General features: G+C 64.6%; 16 protein-coding genes and 2 pseudogenes. 8 read left to right on the forward strand and 10 right to left on the reverse strand.

Translation table 11 applies throughout. The features are described 5' to 3' along the window. The first annotated feature begins 6 nt into the window (after nt 1-6). From N6H05_RS25625 to N6H05_RS25650, 6 genes and pseudogenes are all read left to right on the forward strand, one after another. The gene (locus N6H05_RS25625; protein ID WP_168078113.1) at nt 7-1,212 is read left to right on the forward strand and encodes an IS256 family transposase; all 1,206 of its coding nucleotides are present in this window, start codon (nt 7-9) and stop codon (nt 1,210-1,212) included. Nucleotides 1,213-1,310: 98 nt separating this feature from the next. After that, entirely contained in the window at nt 1,311-3,080 is a 1,770-nt protein-coding gene (locus tag N6H05_RS25630; RefSeq protein ID WP_284114418.1) for an oleate hydratase, read from the forward strand. Between the two features lie 207 nt (nt 3,081-3,287). Beyond that, nucleotides 3,288-4,109 (forward strand): annotated as a pseudogene (locus tag N6H05_RS25635) (YgiQ N-terminal domain-containing protein); the annotation flags it as partial. Then, nucleotides 4,105-5,511 (forward strand): annotated as a pseudogene (locus N6H05_RS25640) (ISCR element clade Ia family transposase); the annotation flags it as partial. The pseudogenes N6H05_RS25635 and N6H05_RS25640, both read left to right, overlap by 5 nt. A 405-nt stretch (nt 5,512-5,916) precedes the next feature. Next, nucleotides 5,917-7,122 carry an IS256 family transposase gene (locus tag N6H05_RS25645; RefSeq protein ID WP_284114419.1) on the forward strand — a complete coding sequence of 402 codons (1,206 nt, stop codon included), beginning with the start codon at nt 5,917-5,919 and terminating at the stop codon, nt 7,120-7,122. Nucleotides 7,123-7,177: 55 nt separating this feature from the next. Then, complete coding sequence (locus N6H05_RS25650; RefSeq protein ID WP_284114420.1) at nt 7,178-8,140, forward strand: aromatic ring-hydroxylating oxygenase subunit alpha; 963 nt, start codon at nt 7,178-7,180, stop codon at nt 8,138-8,140. On the opposite strand, the gene N6H05_RS25655 is transcribed toward N6H05_RS25650, so the two are convergent. Together N6H05_RS25655 and N6H05_RS25660 are read right to left on the reverse strand one after the other, a co-directional pair. Then, complete coding sequence (locus tag N6H05_RS25655; RefSeq protein WP_284114421.1) at nt 8,121-9,452, reverse strand: flavin-containing monooxygenase; 1,332 nt, start codon at nt 9,450-9,452, stop codon at nt 8,121-8,123. The genes N6H05_RS25650 and N6H05_RS25655 overlap by 20 nt on opposite strands. A 464-nt stretch (nt 9,453-9,916) precedes the next feature. Continuing rightward, nucleotides 9,917-11,287: an aromatic ring-hydroxylating oxygenase subunit alpha gene (locus N6H05_RS25660; RefSeq protein WP_284114499.1), complete on the reverse strand. Its 1,371-nt coding sequence runs from the start codon at nt 11,285-11,287 to the stop codon at nt 9,917-9,919. Between the two features lie 266 nt (nt 11,288-11,553). Here N6H05_RS25660 and N6H05_RS25665 point away from each other — a divergent pair, with 266 nt between their 5' ends. Next, nucleotides 11,554-12,882, forward strand: coding sequence for an amidohydrolase family protein (locus N6H05_RS25665; RefSeq protein WP_284114422.1), 1,329 nt, complete (start codon nt 11,554-11,556; stop codon nt 12,880-12,882). A gap of 293 nt (nt 12,883-13,175) precedes the next feature. Here N6H05_RS25665 and N6H05_RS25670 read toward each other — a convergent pair whose 3' ends face one another. After that, nucleotides 13,176-13,856 carry an OmpW/AlkL family protein gene (locus N6H05_RS25670; protein WP_099232185.1) on the reverse strand — a complete coding sequence of 227 codons (681 nt, stop codon included), beginning with the start codon at nt 13,854-13,856 and terminating at the stop codon, nt 13,176-13,178. Between the two features lie 255 nt (nt 13,857-14,111). Between N6H05_RS25670 and N6H05_RS25675 the strand changes: the two genes are divergently transcribed. Continuing rightward, a complete protein-coding gene (locus tag N6H05_RS25675) occupies nt 14,112-14,339 on the forward strand; it encodes a hypothetical protein (RefSeq protein WP_099232186.1) in 228 nt (75 codons plus the stop codon). A gap of 46 nt (nt 14,340-14,385) precedes the next feature. Here the strand turns inward: N6H05_RS25675 and ccoS are convergent, their stop codons facing one another. The 7 genes from ccoS to ccoO are packed head-to-tail and all read right to left on the reverse strand — an operon-like array spanning nt 14,386 to nt 20,494. Then, the gene (ccoS, locus tag N6H05_RS25680) at nt 14,386-14,577 is read right to left on the reverse strand and encodes a cbb3-type cytochrome oxidase assembly protein CcoS (RefSeq protein ID WP_099232187.1); all 192 of its coding nucleotides are present in this window, start codon (nt 14,575-14,577) and stop codon (nt 14,386-14,388) included. Continuing rightward, the gene (locus N6H05_RS25685) at nt 14,574-16,688 is read right to left on the reverse strand and encodes a heavy metal translocating P-type ATPase (RefSeq protein ID WP_185707895.1); all 2,115 of its coding nucleotides are present in this window, start codon (nt 16,686-16,688) and stop codon (nt 14,574-14,576) included. Before N6H05_RS25685 ends, ccoS begins: the two co-directional genes overlap by 4 nt. Next, complete coding sequence (locus N6H05_RS25690) at nt 16,685-17,128, reverse strand: FixH family protein (RefSeq protein ID WP_021227175.1); 444 nt, start codon at nt 17,126-17,128, stop codon at nt 16,685-16,687. Before N6H05_RS25690 ends, N6H05_RS25685 begins: the two co-directional genes overlap by 4 nt. Beyond that, nucleotides 17,125-18,666, reverse strand: a complete 1,542-nt coding sequence (locus tag N6H05_RS25695) for a 4Fe-4S dicluster domain-containing protein (RefSeq protein ID WP_021227176.1) — start codon at nt 18,664-18,666, stop codon at nt 17,125-17,127. Before N6H05_RS25695 ends, N6H05_RS25690 begins: the two co-directional genes overlap by 4 nt. Then, nucleotides 18,650-19,612, reverse strand: a complete 963-nt coding sequence (gene ccoP, locus N6H05_RS25700) for a cytochrome-c oxidase, cbb3-type subunit III (RefSeq protein ID WP_081331756.1) — start codon at nt 19,610-19,612, stop codon at nt 18,650-18,652. The genes N6H05_RS25695 and ccoP overlap by 17 nt, the downstream gene beginning before the upstream one ends. Beyond that, complete coding sequence (locus tag N6H05_RS25705) at nt 19,605-19,760, reverse strand: cbb3-type cytochrome c oxidase subunit 3 (RefSeq protein WP_020820401.1); 156 nt, start codon at nt 19,758-19,760, stop codon at nt 19,605-19,607. Before N6H05_RS25705 ends, ccoP begins: the two co-directional genes overlap by 8 nt. Beyond that, entirely contained in the window at nt 19,757-20,494 is a 738-nt protein-coding gene (gene ccoO, locus N6H05_RS25710; RefSeq protein WP_020820402.1) for a cytochrome-c oxidase, cbb3-type subunit II, read from the reverse strand. The genes N6H05_RS25705 and ccoO overlap by 4 nt, the downstream gene beginning before the upstream one ends. Nucleotides 20,495-20,500 lie beyond the last annotated feature (6 nt).

A 20,500-nucleotide genomic window follows, 5' to 3' on the forward strand; every position in this document is an offset into this window, starting at 1 on the left:
ACCCCGATGACCAAGACGAACATGGACCTGTCCGACCTTCTGGCCAAGCACGATCAGGGAGACTTTCTGCGCAGCATTGCCGAGGCCGTCCTGCAGCTGATCATGGAGGCGGATGTCGAAGGCCTGATCGGCGCTGGCAAGCACGAGCGCAGCGGCGAACGCACGACGTGGCGTAACGGGTATCGAGAGCGCGCTCTCGATACCCGTCTGGGCACGCTGAACCTGCGGGTTCCCAAGCTGCGTCAAGGCAGTTACTTCCCGGGCTTTCTCGAAGCGCGCAAGACCTCGGAGCAGGCGCTGGTGGCCGTCATCCAGGAGGCGTGGATCAGTGGCGTATCGACCCGCCGCGTCGATGAGCTGGTGCAGGCCATGGGGCTGAGCGGCATTTCGAAGAGCACGGTGTCGAAGCTGTGCAAGGACATCGACGAACGTGTCGGCGAGTTCCTGAACCGCCCGCTCACCGGCGAATGGCCCTATCTCTGGCTTGACGCCACCTATCTGAAGGTGCGCCAGGGCGGAAGGATCGTACCAGTCGCGGCAATAATCGCCGTGGCCGCCAACACCGAGGGACGCCGTGAGATCATCGGCCTCGGTATCGGCCCGTCCGAGGCCGAGACATTCTGGACCGAGTTCCTTCGATCCCTGCGTGTTCGCGGCTTGGGAGGCGTCAGACTGGTCATCAGCGACGCGCATACAGGGCTCAAAGCCGCCATCGCCCGGGTCTTCGAAGCAACCTGGCAACGCTGTCGCGTCCACTGGATGCGCAACGCCCTGGCCCATGTCTCGCGTGGCCAGCATACCGTCGTCGCCGCTGCCATCCGGCAGGCCTTCGATCAACCCGACCGCACCCATGCCGGCGAAACCTGGCGAAAGGTCGCAGAGCAACTGCGCCCGCGCTGGCCAAAACTGGCTGATCTCATGGATGCCAGCGAGCACGACGTGCTGGCCTACATGTCATTCCCGCGCCAGCATCGCACCAAGCTGCACAGCACGAACCCAATTGAACGCCTGAACAAGGAGGTCAAGCGACGCGCCGATGTCGTCGGGATCTTCCCCAATGAGGCATCCATCACGCGTTTGATCGGCGCCGTACTGTTCGAGCAAAATGACGAATGGCAGACATCAAGCCGCTACATGATGGTCGAGGCATTCGCACAGATCGACAAGGAGGAGATCGATCCCATCCTCAGCATAACCACAAAAGCCGCCTGATCATGCCCTCAGGCCATCCAGAAAATTACACCAGCTTGACGGACGTGACCAGGGCTAGCTACCCCGTCGGCAACTGACCCACCTCAAAGGGGATTCGCATGGAATACAACAGCGGCAATTTCTACGCCTTCGCCCGCCCCCGCAAACCCGCAGGGGTGGATGGCAAGACCGCCTGGTTCGTCGGCTCGGGCCTTGCGGCGCTTTCGGGCGCGGCCTTCCTGATCCGCGACGGCCACATGGCCGGCGAGAGGATCACCATCCTCGAGCGGCTGGCGCTGCCGGGCGGCGCGCTGGACGGCATCGAGGAGCCGGAAAAGGGCTTCGTGATCCGCGGCGGGCGCGAGATGGAGGACCATTTCGAATGCCTCTGGGACCTTTACCGCTCCATCCCCTCGCTGGAGATCGAAGGGGCCAGCGTGCTCGACGAGTTTTTCTGGCTCAACAAGGACGACCCCAACTATTCGCTGCAACGCGCCACCGTGAACCGGGGGCAGGACGCGCAGACCAACGGCCTTTTCACCCTGACCGAGAAGGCCCAGAAAGAGGTCATCAAGGTCTTCTTCGCCACCCGGGAGGAGATGGAGAACAAGCGCATCGACGAGGTCTTCGGCAAGGAATTCCTCGACAGCAACTTCTGGCTCTACTGGCGGACGATGTTCGCCTTCGAGGAGTGGCATTCAGCGCTGGAGATGAAGCTCTACCTGCACCGCTTCATCCACCATATCGGCGGGCTGCCGGATTTCTCGGCGCTGAAATTCACCAAGTACAACCAGTATGAATCGCTGGTCCTGCCGCTGGTGAAATGGCTGCAGGACCACGGCGTCAACTTCCGCTACGGGATCGAGGTGACGGATGTCGATTTCGACATCCAGCCGGGCCGCAAACAGGCGACCCGCATCCACTGGCTGGAGAACGGCAGCGCGGGCGGCGTGGATCTCGGCCCCGACGATCTGGTGTTCATGACCATCGGCTCGCTGACCGAGAACTCGGACAGCGGCGACCATCACACGCCTGCGCGGCTGGACGAAGGCCCCGCCCCGGCCTGGGATCTGTGGCGCCGCATCGCGGCGAAGGATCCGGCTTTCGGGCGGCCCGACGTCTTCGGCGCGCACATCCCCGAAACGAAGTGGGAGTCGGCGACGGTCACCACGCTCGACGCGCGCATCCCTGAATACATCCGCAAGATCGCCAGGCGCGATCCGTTCAGCGGCAGGGTGGTCACCGGCGGCATCGTCACCGCGAAAGATTCGAGCTGGCTGCTGAGCTGGACCGTCAACCGCCAGCCGCATTTCAAGAAACAGCCGAAAGACCAGATCGTTGCCTGGGTCTATTCGCTGTTCGCCGACGTGCCGGGCGACTATGTGAAAAAGCCGATGCAGGACTGCACCGGCGAGGAAATCACGCAGGAATGGCTCTACCACATGGGCGTTCCGGTAGAGGACATTCCCGAACTCGCCGCGACCGGGGCGAAGACCGTGCCGGTGATGATGCCCTACGTGACCTCCTTCTTCATGCCGCGCCAGGCGGGCGACCGGCCCGACGTGGTGCCGGAGGGCGCCGTCAACTTCGCCTTCATCGGCCAGTTCGCCGAATCCAGGCAGCGCGACTGCATCTTCACCACCGAATACTCGGTGCGCACGCCGATGGAGGCGGTCTATACCCTGCTGGACATCGAGCGCGCCGTGCCGGAGGTGTACAACTCGACCTACGACATCCGCAAGCTGCTGGCCGCCACCGGCCGCCTGCGCGACGGCAAGGAACTGGACCTGCCCGGCCCGGCCTTCATCCAGAAGCTGCTGCTGCGCCGGATCGAGGGCACGCAGATCGGCGAATTGCTGAAGGAATTCCATCTGGTTTCCGGCGAGTGAGCAAAGCCGAGGGGGTGCGGTCGACGCTCGCCCCCTCGCGCCATGCTGCCGGCACCCTCTCGGCCCCTTGATCGTGGGCACCTCCCGCCGTTTGGAGGCCGGGCGTAGCGCGCCCGCCCTGTGGGCACAAACCCACACAACGGCCCGATTGGGGCCCACGTCGTACACTGGAGGGTGCCCACGCCCCGCCAAAGCCGCCAGAGCCCCATGAATGCCCCCGTCGATGTCTCCTTCTTCCCGCGCGCTGCCAAGCCGCTGACCAGCTACCGGCCGTACTGGGCCAGGCGCTTCGGCACGGCGCCGTTCTTGCCGATGAGCCGCGCGGAAATGGACCAGCTCGGCTGGGACAGTTGCGACGTGATCCTGGTCACCGGCGATGCCTACGTCGACCACCCCAGCTTCGGCATGGCCGTGATCGGCCGCGTGCTGGAAGCGCAGGGCTTTCGCGTCGGCATCATCGCCCAGCCCGACTGGCAGAGCAGCGAGCCTTTCAAGGCGCTGGGCCGCCCCAACCTGTTCTGGGGCGTGACGGCGGGCAACATGGATTCGATGATCAACCGCTACACGGCCGATCGCAAGATCCGCTCCGACGACGCCTACACCCCCGGCGACGTGGGCGGCAAACGTCCCGACCGCGCCGCCATCGTCTACAGCCAGCGCTGCCGCGAAGCCTACAAGGGCGTGCCCATCGTGCTCGGCGGCATCGAGGGCAGCCTGCGCCGCATCGCCCACTACGACTACTGGAGCGACAAGGTGCGCCGCTCCATCGTGGTGGACAGCAAGTGCGACATCCTGCTCTACGGCAACGCCGAGCGCGCGCTGGTCGAGGTGGCCCACCGCATCGCCCGGCGCGAGCCGGTGGACAGCATCACCGACGTGCGCGGCACCGCTTTCGTGCGCCGCGCGCCGGCGCCGGACTGGTTCGAGGTCGACTCCACCACGGTCGATGAGCCCGGCCGCGTCGAGCCGCCGATCAACCCCTACCTGAGCACCAGCGAGCAGGCCGCCGCCCAGGGCCAGAGCTGCGCACTACCCGGACTTCATTGTACGGATCGAAGCGGAGGGCCGCTCGCTGCCCGGATATGTCCGCGAGGCGTTCGATGCCTACCTGCGTTGCGGCGTGCTCGAGCACGGCTTCCTGCGGGTGGTGTGCGAGCACTGCCGTGCAGAGAGGCTGGTGGCCTTCTCCTGCAAGAAGCGCGGGTTCTGCCCGAGTTGCGGCGCGCGACGCATGGCCGAGAGTGCGCGGCACCTGGTCGAGGAGGTGTTCGGCCCGCGGCCTGTGCGGCAATGGGTGCTGAGCTTTCCGTACCCCTTGCGTTTCCTGTTCGCCAGCAAGCCAGAAGCCATTGGCCCGGTGCTGGGCATCGTGCAGCGCGTGATCGCCGGCTGGTTGGCCGATCAAGCCGGCATCGACCGCGCCAGCGCCCAGTGCGGCGCGGTGACGCTGATCCAGCGCTTCGGCAGCGCGCTGAACCTGAATGTTCACTTCCACATGCTGTGGCTCGACGGCGTGTACGACGCGAACGTCGAGCCCCCGCGGCGCAAGCCGCGCCTGCGCCGCGCCCGTGCCCCCACCTCTGCGCAACTGACGCAGCTCGCCAACACCATCGCGCATCGCGTCTGCCGGCACCTGACGCGCAAAGGCTGGCTGGAAGGCGAAGACGAATCCGTGTTCCTGTCCGACAGCGCGGGTAGCGACGACGGCATGGATGGGCTGCGGATGAGTTCGATGACCTACCGCATCGCCACCGGTCGCGACGCTGGCCGCAAGGTCGTCACGCTGCAAACATTGCCCGGTGACGCAGGCTCGCTGGAGGGCGACGCCGGCAAGGTCGGCGGCTTCTCGCTGCATGCCGGCGTGGCCGAGGAAGCACACGAAAGCCACAAGCTCGAAAAGCTGTGCCGCTACATCACGCGCCCGGCGATCAGCGAGCAGCGGCTGTCGATCTCACCGCAGGGTAGGGTGCGGTATCAGCTCAAGACGCCGTGGCGAAATGGGACCACGCATGTCGAATGGGATGCGGTGGACTTCATCGCCAAGCTGGCGGCACTGGTCCCGCCACCTCGCGCGCATCTCACCCGCTTCCACGGCGTATTCGCCCCGAATGCAAACCTGCGTGCGCAGCTGACGCCCTCGGGGCGCGGCAAGCGGCCTGCGGGCGATGCGGCGCCAGTGGACGTCAGCGCCCACGACGAGCCGCGCAGCCCCGAGCAGAAGCGCCGTGCGATGAGCTGGGCGCAACGGCTCAAGCGGGTCTTTTCCATCGACATCACCACCTGCGCCCACTGCGGCGGCGCGGTACGGATCGTCGCCAGCATCGAGGAACCCACCGCCATCCGCGCCATCCTCGCCCACTTCGAGAAGCACGGCGCGCTGGAGCAAGCGCACTACCGGCCCGCAGCGCGCGCGCCGCCGCCGGCCGCGTGACGAGGTGCCGGCCACACAGCCGGCAGCCAAGCCAGAGTCCGATCCGATGCGGCCACGACCCCGCAGGGCTGCGCTCGGCCCTGTGCCGGGATTCGGTGAGAAATGGCTACGCACTGAGCCGCTGCGTGGCCCCGCGATGTCGAAAACCCACGCATGAACCCCCGATCTGTGCCCAAAGCGGCGCTTGCGCGGCCGCTTCCTACCCGCCAGACTCGCAAAAAAGGGCGGTTGAACTTCCTATACCCACAAGGGCAAGCTGGGCCGCGCCTCGGGCGAGGGCTTCGGTAGCGTCCGAGGAGCTGGTGTAATTTCAGTGCCGTCCACGGTGTGATCCTGGGTGGCCATCGAGGTGTATGGTCGAGGTGGAGTTTGCCGACTTCAACCCCGGACCACATGGAGACCCCGATGACCAAGACGAGCATGGACCTGTCCGACCTTCTGGCCAAGCACGATCAGGGAGACTTTCTGCGCAGCATTGCCGAGGCCGTCCTGCAGCTGATCATGGAGGCGGATGTCGAAGGCCTGATCGGCGCTGGCAAGCACGAGCGCAGCGGCGAACGCACGACGTGGCGTAACGGGTATCGAGAGCGCGCTCTCGATACCCGTCTGGGCACGCTGAACCTGCGGGTTCCCAAGCTGCGTCAAGGCAGTTACTTCCCGGGCTTTCTCGAAGCGCGCAAGACCTCGGAGCAGGCGCTGGTGGCCGTCATCCAGGAGGCGTGGATCAGTGGCGTATCGACCCGCCGCGTCGATGAGCTGGTGCAGGCCATGGGGCTGAGCGGCATTTCGAAGAGCACGGTGTCGAAGCTGTGCAAGGACATCGACGAACGTGTCGGCGAGTTCCTGAACCGCCCGCTCACCGGCGAATGGCCCTATCTCTGGCTTGACGCCACCTATCTGAAGGTGCGCCAGGGCGGAAGGATCGTACCAGTCGCGGCAATAATCGCCGTGGCCGCCAACACCGAGGGACGCCGTGAGATCATCGGCCTCGGTATCGGCCCGTCCGAGGCCGAGACATTCTGGACCGAGTTCCTTCGATCCCTGCGTGTTCGCGGCTTGGGAGGCGTCAGACTGGTCATCAGCGACGCGCATACAGGGCTCAAAGCCGCCATCGCCCGGGTCTTCGAAGCAACCTGGCAACGCTGTCGCGTCCACTGGATGCGCAACGCCCTGGCCCATGTCTCGCGTGGCCAGCATACCGTCGTCGCCGCTGCCATCCGGCAGGCCTTCGATCAACCCGACCGCACCCATGCCGGCGAAACCTGGCGAAAGGTCGCAGAGCAACTGCGCCCGCGCTGGCCAAAACTGGCTGATCTCATGGATGCCAGCGAGCACGACGTGCTGGCCTACATGTCATTCCCGCGCCAGCATCGCACCAAGCTGCACAGCACGAACCCAATTGAACGCCTGAACAAGGAGGTCAAGCGACGCGCCGATGTCGTCGGGATCTTCCCCAATGAGGCATCCATCACGCGTTTGATCGGCGCCGTACTGTTCGAGCAAAATGACGAATGGCAGACATCAAGCCGCTACATGATGGTCGAGGCATTCGCACAGATCGACAAGGAGGAGATCGATCCCATCCTCAGCATAACCACAAAAGCCGCCTGATCATGCCCTCAGGCCATCCAGAAAATTACACCAGCTTGACGGACGTGACCAGCGGATGTGGACGCGCACCTGGCAGTTCGCGTGCCGTGAAGAGCATATTCCTGATATCGGCGACTATTGTGTTTACGACATAGGTGCTCATTCGTTCATCGTCACGCGCGTGGCCGAGCATGACATTCGCGCCTATTACAACGCCTGCCTCCACCGCGGCACAAAGCTGCGGCACAGCGGCACCGAAGGAAGCGCCAGCGAGTTTCGCTGCCCGTTCCACGGGTGGAGCTGGAACATCGACGGCTCGTGTCGGAAGGTGCTTTGTGACTGGGATTTCCCGCATGCGCGACCGGAGGAGCTCGCGCTGCCCGAAGCCCGCGTCGCCACGCTCGGCGGCTTTGTCTTCATCAACATGGATCCTGAGGCGCCGAGCCTCGAGGACTATATCGGCGAAGAGGCACTCGCCCATTTCCGCGCGTGGAAGCTGGAGGACCGCTACGTCTACTGTCACGTGATCAAGCGGCTTCAATGCAACTGGAAGCTCAACCAGGAAGCGTTCCACGAAGCCTATCATGTGCTCGAGACGCATCCGCAGGTCTCGCCGTCCAACGGCGACGCCAACTCACAATATGACTTCTACGGCGCTCATGTGAACCGCTTCATCTCGACGCTCGGTGTCGTCAGTCCTCATCTTTATGGCAAGATCACCGAGCAGGATGTCCTCAACCAGTTCGTCCTGGGTGATGCGAGCGCGCTGGATGGCGCACAGCGGCGCCTGGCAGACGGCGAGACCGCGCGCAGCGCCATGGCCAAGCTGTTCCGCGCGGCTTTCGAGGCGGCGAACAATGCCGATCTTGGCGCAGTGTCGGACTCCGAACTGCTCGACTGCTTCTCCTACAACCTCTTCCCGAACATGTTCGTGTTCCCGGGGATCTCACTGCCGATGGTCTATCGGTTTCGTCCGGACCCGCGCGATCATCGGAAAAGCTTCTTCGAGGTGTTGTTCCTCAACGGTAATAGGGCTTGAGCGCTTCTGCGGTCTCCGGATCTTCGACGATATCGCAGCGCCGGCGCAGACGCTCCATTACGCGGTAGTCCATGATCTCGCGCCGGCGGGCGTACTCCTCCGGCGTGATGTCCGGCCAGCCCTCCGCCTCGAGTTCGGCGGCGAGATTGCGACTGATCTCGGTCCAGATATCCTGGACGAGATCGGGCTCCCCGGGGGACAGCCGCTCCATGGCGGCGTGATGGAAGTTCCTGATCCGCTCTTCCTGCCAGCCGGGCTTCTGCGACCAAAACCACTCGGGGTCGATCGGCCGGTTGTTGCGGTGGTCGATCGTCGAGGGCGTGCGCTGAATCACGTAGGTCTGGCCGGCGTACTTGGCGAGATAGGGCACGACCTGGATGGCGGTCGCGCCGGTGCCGATGATCGCCACCTTCTTGTCGCCGAGGTTGTCGAGCACGGGGTTGCGCCACTCGCCGCCGGTATAGTCGTAATCCCAACGGGCCGTGTGGAAGATCTTGCCCTGAAAGTCGTCGAGCCCCGGAATGCCCGGCAGCTTCGGCTTGTTCAGCGGTCCCATGGCCAAGACCACGAAGCGCGCCTTGATGTCGTCGCCGCGGTTCGTGCCCACGCGCCAGCGGCTCAACCCCTCGTCCCAAACCAGGGTGTCGATCAGCGTGTGGAACAGAGCATTCTCGCGCAACTCAAACGTGTCGGCGATGATCTGGCAATGATCGTGGATTTCGTAGCCGTCGGCGAACTTCTTCGACGGCATGTAGTTCGTCTCTTCGAGCAGCGGCATGTAGACCAGGCTGTCGTTGTCGCACTGGATGCCGGGATAGCGGTTCCAGTACCAGGTGCCGCCGAAATTGCCGCCGTGATCGATATTGTAGAAGTCGCTGATGCCCGCCTTCTTGAGCTGGGCCGCAACCATCATGCCGCAGTAGCCGGCGCCGAGAATGACCACCTCGGTTTCACCAGTGATGGGCGCGCGCGGCTTGACCGGCGTGTACGGATCGACCTCATAGATGTCTGCCCACTTGCCGCTCGCGGACACATACTGGTCATTGTGGTTCTTCTTGATCCGACGATCGCGCTCCCGCAGGTATTTGGCGCGCATCGCCGGGATATCGATCTCGCTGGCAGGCGGGCAATCGCTAGGCTTCAGGGGCATGACGACCTCGTGTGTCTGGCTTCGGCCCTGTCGATGGTCCGTCCCGATCACTGGAACCTTGATTGCAATCAAATCCGCTATCTTGCCGAAAACAGGGACGATTTGCCGTGAGTTGATCCGGATCAAGGAACAGGGCTCGGCTGCCGCCATCATGAAACGCATCGGTTCGCCTCCGATCCCCGATCGGACCCGATACTCTCCCCACCTCCGGCTGGCCTCGTGCCAGCCCTTTTTTTCTGGACTGACAGCTGCGTCGCGCAGCGTCGCTTGCGCAGTTCTTTCATGATCGTCCGCTGAGGCGAGCCGTCGTAATCTCACGCGGCCGCGATGGCGTTGGCAGCGGAACACTGGCGTCAAGAATGTCACCGCGAGCAGCCGAAGCTTTGAGCAGGCGCTACCGCGGGGACCGTTCGTGAGACCGCAGGTTCCGACCGCGAACGGCAGCTTCAGCTCGGTCCACTCTGCGAGAGAGCGGCACGCAGGCATAATGGCCAATCAGGGCAGCTGGAACGCCACTGGACGCCGGTCGGCCACCGATCGTGGCAAGCATCGCCTTGACCGCTCCGCCTCTGCGCAGACCGACAGCCGACCGCTGACGTGCTATGGAGCGCAAGCAGTCTGCAAGTTCATGGCACCTTCCGAGCAATCGGCTCGGGATGACCCGTGCCCATGTAGCGGGCAAGATTGCGGTGCAGGCTGATGACGGCGCCCTCCGCCTTCGGATTGGGGATGTTTCCCCGATAGCCGAGATTCTTCATGCCCTGCTGCACCGCAGCCATGTTGGAAAAATCCTGCTGGAGCACGTGCGGGAAGTTCTCCGGCTCGGCGAATGTCCATTCGGTCTCGGGCGCCTGCCCATCCGGGTAGAGTTCGTAGACTGCGACCTCGAAGTAGCACTTGCCGGGATCGAAACCGTAAGGCCGCGCCTGATAGCAGAGCATGTTGTTCACCGCATGGCCGATCTGCTGGTTCGGAAAGATCTGCCAGCTCGTGCCGCTCGCGGCGACGTGGGCGGGGTCGACCTCCGGCCAGAAGACACCGCGCTTCGCATCGATGGCCCGCGCGGTATCCAGCCAATATTTGAGCACCTCGCCCGCCGGCGTGCCCTCGGGCAGCACGTCGGGCAATGTCTGCGCGACATCGACCAACGTCTGCGTCGTGTTGGTGTTCACCCCTTCCCATGTGTATTTCTGCATCTCGGCGGTCGTTGTTCGCGGGTCGCCCGCCCCGAGCCGAAGCTTGGAGGCATTCTCCTTCGGCCCCTCGCCGGTGTCGTACCCGATGTGGCTGTGCTTGCCTTGCGGCCGGCCCCAACCGGTGAAGTCGCCGAACGCCATAAACTCCGGATGGGTGCCGGGCACATGGTAGGTCTCGTTGAAGGCCTCGAGCGCCACCTTCCAGTTGCAGTCGAACACCGTCCAGAAGCGCCAACGCGGCCGCATGTTCTGCAGCTCGAAGGGATCGAGCATCGTCGCAGCGGGTTCGAGATAATCGCGCAGCGGCTCGCAATCAGGATCGAGATTGACCCAGATGAAGCCGCCCCAGGTGTCGCATCTCACCGGGCCGAGGCGGGTATCCTCCTCTCGGAGCGCGCCGCCCCATTCATGCTGCGCCTGAATAAAAGTGCACTGCCCTTCAAGATCGAATGTCCAGGCATGGAAGCCGCAGACGAAGGTCATCTTCTTTCCGCGCGCATTGCGCTGCCCGGCAGGCGTGTCGACGAGGCGGCGGCCGCGATGGGAGCAGACGTTCCAGTAAGCCTTGATCGTATTGGCCTCAGTGCGGACGACGAGAACTGAATCCTCGAGGATGTCGTAGGTGAGGAAGTTGCCGATCTCGGGAATGTCTTCGACGCGGCCCGCCTGCAGCCAGACCTTTCGCCAGAGCCGGTCGCGCTCGGCGCGCGCATAGTCTTCAGAGACATAGGCTTCGACGGGAATCCGCACCGCCTTCGATGCGCGCTCTTCGGCCGCGGCGATCCTGCCCACCTCACCCATATCCAGCTCCCTCAAAGTCGTCGCGACATGCGGCGTTGCTGCAGTCACATGTCTTGCGATCGCCGGGCTTTGATCGAGCGCAATTTCTGCTGCGGTTCGCCAGAGCGATGGCGGGCATGGCGGCGGCGACAAGTTGACCTCGATCAATGTCGCTGGCCTGCAAAGACGGACTAACCGGGGCAGCGCACTTGTCGCTGGCAGAGCGGATTGACGGCGGAGAACTCTCCCCGCCCGGGTGCCCTGCATCGATGCAACGGAGAATTGCCATGCACATGAACGATATGGTGGTCATCAGCACTGACGATCACATCTGCGAGCCCCCGACGCTGTTCGACAATCAGCTTTCGGGCGAGCTTCTCGCCTCGGCGCCAAAGCTCAAGACAGACGCCCAGGGAAAGAACTTCTGGCAGTATCAGGGCTATATCCGCCCCTCGGTCGGGCTTAACGCCGTCGTCGGCCGCCCGTTCGAGGAATACGGGATGGAGCCGACCTCTCTCGATCAGCTCCGCGATGGCTGCTGGGACGTGCACAAGCGCATCGACGACATGGACGTGAACGGCGTCGCCGCCTCGATGTGCTTCGGCAACTCGATCGGCTTTGACGGCCAGACTTTTCACAAGGCGCCGGACAAAACGCTCTCGCTGCGCCACATGCAGGCCTACAACGACTGGCATCACGACGAATGGTGCATGGCCTATCCCGGCCGCTTCATTCCGCTTGCCATCATGCCCACCTGGGACATGGATGCGACGGTCGCCGAAATCCATCGGTGCGCCAAGAAGGGCTTCCGCGTCGTCTCGATGAACGAGAACCCCACGGTTCAAGGTCTGCCCAGCATTCACAACGACTACTGGAATCCGATGTTCAAGGCGCTGATGGACAACGACATGACCATCGCGCTCCATATCGGTAGCGGCAACCCGGCGCCTCACGCCTCGATGGAAACGCCTATCGAGGCCTGGATCAGCACGATGCCGCTTTCCGTCGCGCAGGGCGTCGCGGACTGGCTCCAGCTCGAGGAACTGCATCAATATCCGGACATGCGCATCATCGTCTCCGAAGGATCGATAGGCTGGGTGCCTTACCTGATGGAGCGCGCCGATTTCTCAAACTGGCGCCACAAGGCCTGGACGCGCTCGCGCTTCCAGGACATCAAGCCCAGCGAGCTGATGAAGCGTCACTTCGCGCACTGCTTCCTGTGGGATCCCTATGGCCTGAAGAACCTGGCGGAAGTCGGCGAGGACAATGTCACCTACGAGGTCGACTATCCGCATTCGGATGCGCTCTGGCCAGATGCGGCCGAACTCCTCTGGGAGCAGGTGAAGAACCTCAGCGACGAGCAGATCGACAAGGTCACGCACCTGAACGCCATCCGCTGGCTACGCCACGACGCCCTGTTCGAACATAACCGCCGTGAGGACATGACCGTCGGCGCCTGCCATGCACGCGCGGCGGCCAAGCAGGTCGACACCGCGCCGAAGAGCTCGGGAGGCTCGGTTCCTACCACCGAAACCCGGCCGGTGACGTCGGGTGACGTCATGGAAATGTTCAAGGCTCACGCGGAAAAGCGCGCGAAGGAAGTGGAGGTCGCCTGACCGCTCCGAACTGGTGCTGAGAGGCGCGGCGGAAGACAGTTCCGCCGCGCTTTATCTGTTCACGCCGATTCAGTAGTTCTCGCGCCGTCCGCGGCTTGCATCAGCCAGGTCCTTGGAAAATGCCTCGGACCTTGTTTGGGGCTCGATGTCGGTTCCGCCGTCGCTTTGGAGAAGCGGGGTAGAGCGCTCCGCCCCATTGGCGGGTAAGGCCGAGTCCACCCCCCGTTCGGGATGTTGCTCCAGCCGCATACGAAAGGAAGCCCCGCCGGGGCGGGGCTTCCTTCGTCAGCCTCTTAGAACCGGTAGGCCACCCCGGCGCTCAGAACCCAGGGGTCGAGCTTGTGGCGCGTCGCCAACACCTCGGCGCCCGAGGCGTTGGACCAGTGGGCGGTCGGCCGAACCCAGTACCGCTTGGCGTCGAGGCTCAAGCCGAACCCGGAATTGCCGAGCGCTACGTCGACGCCCGCCTGGACGGCCACGCCGAGCTTGTCGTTGAAGGCGAGCTTCGTGGCGCCAAGCAGCGAGCGGGCTGCCGCGCCTGGCTTTTCGTCGAAGAAGATGAAATAGGCCGGGCCCGCCCCGACGTAGGGCTTGATCCCGCTCGCCAGGGGCATGTGCAGTTTCACCGTGAGCGTGGCCGGTACGATCTTGCGATCCGCGACGAGCTGGCCGCCGGTGAGTGGCCCGGCAGCGACGTCGACGTCGTGCTGGGTGAGGCAGCAGATCGTTTCGACGGAGACATTCGGTGAGAAAAAATACTCGATCGCAGCGGTCGGCACGTAATTGTCGTCGGCCTTGGTGTCGGTTCCCGCCGGCAGGCCCGGATCGACCAGAACCTTGTCGATCTTGCCGTCCGGCAACACGGCGGTGCCCATGACCTTGACCTGCCAGCGTCCCGCGGCGTCACCCGCGAGAGCCGGCGTGGACATGGCGATCGCGGCAATGGTGGCGGCCGTTAGCGTTAGGTTTTTCATCTTCCCTCATCCGCCGCCGCAGCGTTCGCCCCGCGCGAACAAGGATTATTGCGGCGACGACAATGCCCTATCGAGGCAGAAAACCGTGCGCCTTGACCCGGCTCAATATTCCGCGCAGGCGGCGTGATCTGCCGGAAGATTGCTCGTCATCAAATCCCCCGCTCGGCCGCCGTCGTATATACTCCGCACAACCTTTCGTTATACGTGGAAAGTCACAATGACAGTGCTGTATGCCCGGCGACGGAAGAGTTTCAAATGAAGCTGATGGCGCTCGTCGGGATTGCGGCGATCCTTCCCGGATCACTCAGCGGCATGCCGTCGTCGCAAACCCTGCTCTGGGTCCAGCTCTGTGCCAGCGACGGCTCTGCGCGAACCGTTCCGATCCCGGTCGAGCGGCAGCCGGATCCAAGCGACAGGCAATCCTGCTGCCTGACAGCGTGTCACGCCGATCGGTGCCGCAAGCGTCTTATGCGCGAAAGCTGAGCTGACCGAAGGCGGCTGACTTGTGCCGCTTGCGCCGCTGGGCGGCTCAGCGGTCGTGTTCGCGGCGGCCGGTTGGCGCCGGATCTTGCGATAGTTCGTCGCCTTCATCGAGCAGGATGCGCTCGGCAGCGCCGTCGAGATCGTCATATTGGCCGTTCCGCATCGACCAGTAGAAGGCGGCAAGGCCGAGCAGACCGAGAAACAGCGCTGCCGGTATGAGGATCGTAAGCCCGGTCACCGCGCGGCGTCCCGAAGACGCAGCGAATTGCCGACGACGATGATGGACGAGAGTGACATGGCAAGAGCGGCGACCAGCGGCGTCACCATGCCGGCAACGGCCAGCGGCACGGCCAGCACATTATAGCCGATCGCCATGGCGAAGTTCTGCTTCACGACGCGCATCGTGCGCCTTGCGGCAGCGACGGATGCCGGCACCGCCGAGAGAGAGTCGCCCAGAAACACGAGGTCGGCGGCGCTTTGCCCGACATCGCTTGCCGAAGACGGCGCCATGGAAACGTGCGCGGCATTGAGCGCCGGGCCGTCGTTGAGGCCGTCGCCGACCATCAGGACCCGGTGACCTTGCGCGCTGAGGCGTGCGATCACCTCAAGCTTTCCTTGCGGATCGAGATCGCCCTGCCCGCGCATGCCAAGCTTGACAGCGAGCCGCGCGACACGGCGCTCGCGGTCGCCGGAAACGATGGTAGGCTGCATATGCAGCGCATCGAGGCGGGCGATCGCGGCGTCGGCATCGGGGCGCAGGGCATCTTCGAAGCGCAGCAGGCGGGCCGGCCCACCTCCCAGCCTGAACCCGGTGGTGAGCGCGTGGTGTCCGGGAGCCTCGCCGCCTTCAGGTCCGGCATCGTCGATGCGGCCGAGGAAGGCACGCTGCCCCTTCCAAATCGCGGCGACGCCAAGACCCGGGGCTTCCTCGACATCGCTGATGTCGGCAGCCTCGATACCCTCCAGTGCTGTCGCCAATGCCCTGGCGAGCGGATGGCGGCTTCTCTGCGCAAGCGCCAAGGCAACCGGCCTTTCGTCCGGTGACAAATTCCCGTCATCGATCAGTCTCGGCCGGCCGAGCGTCAATGTTCCGGTCTTATCGAAAAGCGCGACATTCGCTTCAGCAAGACGCTCCAGGCCAGCGCCGTCGCGGATCAGCACGCCGCGGCGCATGAGCGAACCGGCCGCGACGACCTGGGCGACCGGGACGGCGAGGCCAAGCGCGCACGGACAGGTTATGATGAGCACGGCCACCGCAATCAGCACCGCCTGGTGCAATCCGGCGCCGGCGATCAGCCATCCGACCAGCGAGAGCGCGGCAAGGACGTGCACGGCGGGAGCATAATAGCGCGCAGCCCGGTCGGCGAGCCGCACGTACCGCGACTTCGCTCCACTCGCGGCTTCCATGAGGCGGGCGATGCCGGCGATCGCCGTCCCCTCGCCCGCGGCGCTGACTTTTACCGTCAGCGGCGCGGCGAGATTGATCGTGCCGGCAAGGACGGCGTCGCCGATGCCGACATTCTCCGGCGCGCTTTCGCCCGTGACCAGTTGCCGGTCGATGCTCGACGCCCCGCTGACGATCACGCCGTCCGCTGCGAAGGTTTCACCCGCCGCCACGAGCAGAGTCATGCCCGGGGCGATCTCTTCGGCGTTGCGCCATTCGGCAACGCCGTCCTTGCCGACGACCAGGCCCCGCGGCGCGCGCTGGCGCTGCAGCGCGGCGACGCCGTCTTCGGCGCGTACCCGCATCACGCTGTCGAGGAAGCGACCGGCAAGCAGGAAGAACAGCAGCATCACCGCGCCGTCGAAATAGGCGTGCGGACCGCTATTGATCGTCTCGTACAAGCTGGCGGCGCAGGCCATGGTCACGCCGATGCTGATCGGCACGTCCATGTTGGTGCGGCCGTGACGAAGAGCGCCCCAGGCGCTGCGGAAGAAGGGTCGGCCTGCATAGGCCACGGTAGGAAGCGCGATCAGCGCCGAGAGCCAGTGAAACAGGTCGCGCGTCGCGCCCTGCGCCCCGGACCAGACGCTGACGGACAGCAACATGATATTCATTGCCGCAAAGCCGGCGACGCCGAGCGCGATGCCGAGTTCACGGCTTTCCGGCGCGCTGCGCGTCTCCTCCTCGCCGAGGAGGCGCTCCGCCGGAAAACCGATCCTGCCGATGATTTCCCTCAGGTGATCATCGCCAAGCTTGTCCGTATGGGCGATAGCGACCCGGCGCTTGGTGAAGTTGACCCTGGCGCTGATCACGCCGTCCGTCCGCGCCAGTCCGCCTTCGAGCTTGGCGATGCAGCCGGCGCAGTGCAGCCCCGGGACGCTGAACGTGCTGGTGACGGCGCTCACGCCGGCACGTCCTTGACGAAACGCGCCGACTGTCCACCGTTCCGCAGTTCGAGGCGTACGCGCCAGCGTCCCGGCGGCAGCGGGGTTGTCGATCGCCACAAGCCCTGCGGGGATCTCCTGAACGTCAGCGGTTGGTCGGGAGCCCGGCCGAGCGGATGCTCGGCTACGCCGGCTAGCGTGCCTTCCCGCGGCGTTGTCTTGGCCTCGACAATCCGTCCTGGGATCAGAACCAGATCGAGCGTCCAGCCGAGGTCGTCCTGTGCCCGCGCCTCGGCCAGCCAGCGATTGTACGCCTGGCTGGCGACGTAGGAATTCTCGACGACCGTGCCGCCGAACGTCGTGACGGCGAACCGCGCCATCACCAGATTGACGGCGATGATCGTCCCGAACATGCCCAGCATGATGAAGAGCATGTGGCGTCCGGTGAACTCGCGCCTCATCGTTCGCTCTCCGGCCCCTCGAACACGGTGCTCTCGCGATCCGTTGCTCCTTGACCGTCGTTGGCTCGAATGACGAACGCGAAATCACGCTGCTGGCGTTCGGGCGCCGCGACATAGACCCGCGTCTTGCGGGCCTGGTCGGGGCCGATCGCGATCTCCACGGCCTGACCGGCGCCACCGCGCGCCTGCGCATCGGTCCAGATCTGCGCATCGGGCAGGCCCTCGATCGACAAAGTGACCGAGCGCGGCCGCGCTTCCATGTTGCGCACGTTGATGGTGTAGGCATTGCGCACCATGCCATCCGACAGCTGCACCCAGATGGGGTTACGCTCCATACGGACGCTGAGGTCAAGCCGCGTGCGCGATCCGAGCGCGAATAGCATCGCCAGGCCGATCGAGCCCCAGATCAGGAAGTAGATGAGCGTGCGCGGACGGAACAGCCGCTTGAGCGGCGGCTCCGGCGTCTTGCCATTGCCTGCGAGCAGCTCGTCGGCGACCGTCGAATAGCCGATCAGCTTCTTGGGCCTACCGATCCGCTCCATGATGTCGTCACAGGCGTCGATGCACAAACCGCAGGTGATACAGCCGATCTGCGGACCGTTGCGTATGTCGATGCCGGTGGGACACACCGCTACGCAGTTGTTGCAATCGATGCAGTCGCCGATGACACGCGGATTGTTTTCGGGAGCAGACGCCAGCGCCACAAGCGAGGGTAAGCCGTACTGCGCCTGGGCGCCGAGCTCGCCATCGGGCTGGTGCACTGCGGGGCCCGCCCGTTTGATGCCGTGAGTCCGAGGCTCGCCCCGCCAGGCCTTGTAAGTGACCATCAGCGATTTCTCGTCGAGCATCGCACCCTGGATACGCGGCCAGGGGCAACCATAGATGCAGAACTGCTCGCGCATCAGCCCGCCAAGTATGTAGGTCGTGGCGGTGAGCAGCCCGATCGTGAACCAGGCCTGATAAGGCGCGTCGAGCGCCCAAAGCTGGCGAGCGAGCGTCGGCGCATCGGCGAAGTAGAAGATCCAGGCGCCACCAGTCGCCACGGCGATGAGCAGCCAGATCGCGTGTTTGGTCACGCGCTTGGCGATCTTCGAAGGCCCCCACGGGGCCTTCTCCAGGCGCAGCTGGGCATTGCGATCGCCCTCGATCGCGCGCTCGACATGCTGGAAGAGGTCGGTCCAGACCGTCTGCGGACAGGCATAACCGCACCATGCCCGGCCGACCGCCGAGGTCACGAGAAACAGGCCGATGCCGGCCATGATGAGCAGGCCGGCGACATAATAGAACTCGTGCGGCCAGATCTCGATCGAGAACATGTAGAAGCGACGGTTGGCGATATCGACAAGCACCGCCTGGTCAGGTGCATAGGGCCCGCGATCCCAGCGCAGCCACGGCGTGACGTAGTAGATCGTCAACGTCACTGCCATGACCAGCCACTTGAAGCGGCGGAACGGCCCGTCGATCGCCTTGGGAAAGACCTTCTGCCGCTTCTCGAACAGCTGCTGCTTGGAGCCGGTCAGATCATCTGGGCTGGACATTGCTCTTGGCCGCCTGGGAGGGAGCCGCTTGCGGCGCCGCGGATGCAGCGGCGCTTGGCGCGGGCTCGGGGATGAAATCCTCGCCGCCCCCCAGCGAGTGTACGTAAGCCGCCAGCATCTTCACCGTGACCGGATCGAGGCGCGCGCCCCAAGCCGGCATCACGCCATAGCGGGAGTTGTTGACCGTTTGCGCGAGCGCCTCCCGATCGCCGCCGAACAGCCAGATGGAATCGGCGAGATTGGGTGCGCCCAACTTGCGATCGCCCTGGCCCTGCGCGCCGTGGCACACCGCACAATTGTCGGCGAACAGCTTCGCGCCGCGCTGCGAGGCTGCGCTCGGCTTCTCCTGACGGGAGATGACGCGAACGTGGCTGACCACGTCCTCCACCTGCTCGGAGGTAAGGATACCATCGCGCCCGAACGCGGGCATCTGCGACATGCGCGTCTCGGCGTGACCGGGCTGGCGAATACCATGGACCAGGGTCGTGTGAATCTGCTTGATGTCCCCGCCCCAGAGCCAGTCGTCGTCGTTGAGGTTCGGATAACCCTTGCTACCGGCGGCGCCAGAGCCGTGGCACTGGACGCAGTGCACCTTGAACGCCGCGCGGCCGCCTTCGACCGCCGCCTGCATCAGCCGCGAATCCTCGTTGAGCCGCTCGATCGGGATGCGGGCGAGCGCAAGTTGCAGGGGCTCCTTGCGCAGGCGCTCCGCCTCCTCTTCGCCGGCCAATTGCTCGCGGCTCGACCAGCCGAGCACGCCCTTCGTCGCCGAATTGACCAGCGGCCAGGCGGGATAGAGCACCGTATAGGCTATGCCCCAGATGATTGTCGCATAGAGGGTCCACAGCCACCAGCGCGGCATGGGTGTGTCGAGTTCCTCGATCCCATCCCATTCGTGCCCGACCGTGGGCGTCCCCGTCGCCTCGTCGATCCGCTTGTCAGCCATCATCTTCCTCCAGGATCGAACGGGCGGCGCGGTCCTGCCGGGAGCGCGCGCCCTTTCGAAAAGTCCAGCCGACAAAAACCGCGAACATGATCGCCATGAGCACCAGGCCCCAGCTGTCGGCAAAGTGACGCAGCGCGTCGTAGGTCATCGGCGCCGCTCCTGCGCCGCGGCGGCATTGGTGTCGACCAGCGTGCCGAGCATCTGCAGGTAGGCGACGACCGCATCCATTTCGGTGAGCCTCGACGGATCGCCATCGAAGTCGCGCACCTGCGACTTGGGATAGCGCTTGGCGAGATCGGCCGCGTCGCCGTCCGACGAAGCTTGCAGCTTGGCGTCTGCTTCGGCGCTGTCGATCATTGCCTTTGTATAGGGAACGCCGACCTTGCGCAGCGCGCCTATCTTTCCGTCGATCCCCTTGAGGTCGAGTTCGGTGTCCGCCAGGAAGGCATAGGAGGGCATGATCGATTCCGGCACCACCGACCGCGGGTCCTTCAGGTGCTGCACGTGCCATTCGTCCGAATAGCGCCCGCCCACCCGCGCCAGGTCGGGTCCGGTACGCTTCGAGCCCCACTGGAAGGGGTGATCGTACATGGACTCGGCGGCGAGGCTGTAGTGGCCGTAACGCTCCACTTCGTCGCGGAAGGGTCGGATCATCTGGCTGTGGCAAGTGTAGCACCCTTCGCGCACATAGATGTCGCGCCCCGCCTGCTCGAGCGGGGTGTAGGGCCGCATGCCCTCCACTTTCTCGACGGTGGAGTCGATCCAGAACAGCGGCGCGATCTCGACGATGCCGCCGATGGCCACGGCTATGAAGGCGAAGACGCTGAGAAGAGTGACGTTGCGCTCCAGCTTCTTGTGCTGGGTGGCGAGCTGCGATGACATCAGACG

Origin of the sequence: Sphingobium sp. WTD-1, assembly GCF_030128825.1 — a bacterium.
Lineage (GTDB): Bacteria > Pseudomonadota > Alphaproteobacteria > Sphingomonadales > Sphingomonadaceae > Sphingobium.

Excerpts from the sequence above, each read along its gene's own strand:
- N6H05_RS25645 (WP_284114419.1), top strand. The coding sequence starts at position 5,917 with ATGACCAAGACGAGCATGGACCTGTCCGACCTTCTGGCCAAGCACGAT.
- N6H05_RS25705 (WP_020820401.1), bottom strand. The coding sequence starts at position 19,760 with ATGACCTACGACGCGCTGCGTCACTTTGCCGACAGCTGGGGCCTGGTG.
- N6H05_RS25665 (WP_284114422.1), top strand. The coding sequence starts at position 11,554 with ATGCACATGAACGATATGGTGGTCATCAGCACTGACGATCACATCTGC.
- N6H05_RS25670 (WP_099232185.1), bottom strand. The coding sequence starts at position 13,856 with ATGAAAAACCTAACGCTAACGGCCGCCACCATTGCCGCGATCGCCATG.
- N6H05_RS25630 (WP_284114418.1), top strand. The coding sequence starts at position 1,311 with ATGGAATACAACAGCGGCAATTTCTACGCCTTCGCCCGCCCCCGCAAA.
- ccoO (WP_020820402.1), bottom strand. The coding sequence starts at position 20,494 with ATGTCATCGCAGCTCGCCACCCAGCACAAGAAGCTGGAGCGCAACGTC.
- N6H05_RS25650 (WP_284114420.1), top strand. The coding sequence starts at position 7,178 with ATGTGGACGCGCACCTGGCAGTTCGCGTGCCGTGAAGAGCATATTCCT.
- N6H05_RS25625 (WP_168078113.1), top strand. The coding sequence starts at position 7 with ATGACCAAGACGAACATGGACCTGTCCGACCTTCTGGCCAAGCACGAT.
- N6H05_RS25655 (WP_284114421.1), bottom strand. The coding sequence starts at position 9,452 with ATGCGTTTCATGATGGCGGCAGCCGAGCCCTGTTCCTTGATCCGGATC.
- N6H05_RS25675 (WP_099232186.1), top strand. The coding sequence starts at position 14,112 with ATGAAGCTGATGGCGCTCGTCGGGATTGCGGCGATCCTTCCCGGATCA.
- ccoP (WP_081331756.1), bottom strand. The coding sequence starts at position 19,612 with ATGGCTGACAAGCGGATCGACGAGGCGACGGGGACGCCCACGGTCGGG.
- N6H05_RS25690 (WP_021227175.1), bottom strand. The coding sequence starts at position 17,128 with ATGAGGCGCGAGTTCACCGGACGCCACATGCTCTTCATCATGCTGGGC.
- N6H05_RS25660 (WP_284114499.1), bottom strand. The coding sequence starts at position 11,287 with ATGGGTGAGGTGGGCAGGATCGCCGCGGCCGAAGAGCGCGCATCGAAG.
- N6H05_RS25695 (WP_021227176.1), bottom strand. The coding sequence starts at position 18,666 with ATGTCCAGCCCAGATGATCTGACCGGCTCCAAGCAGCAGCTGTTCGAG.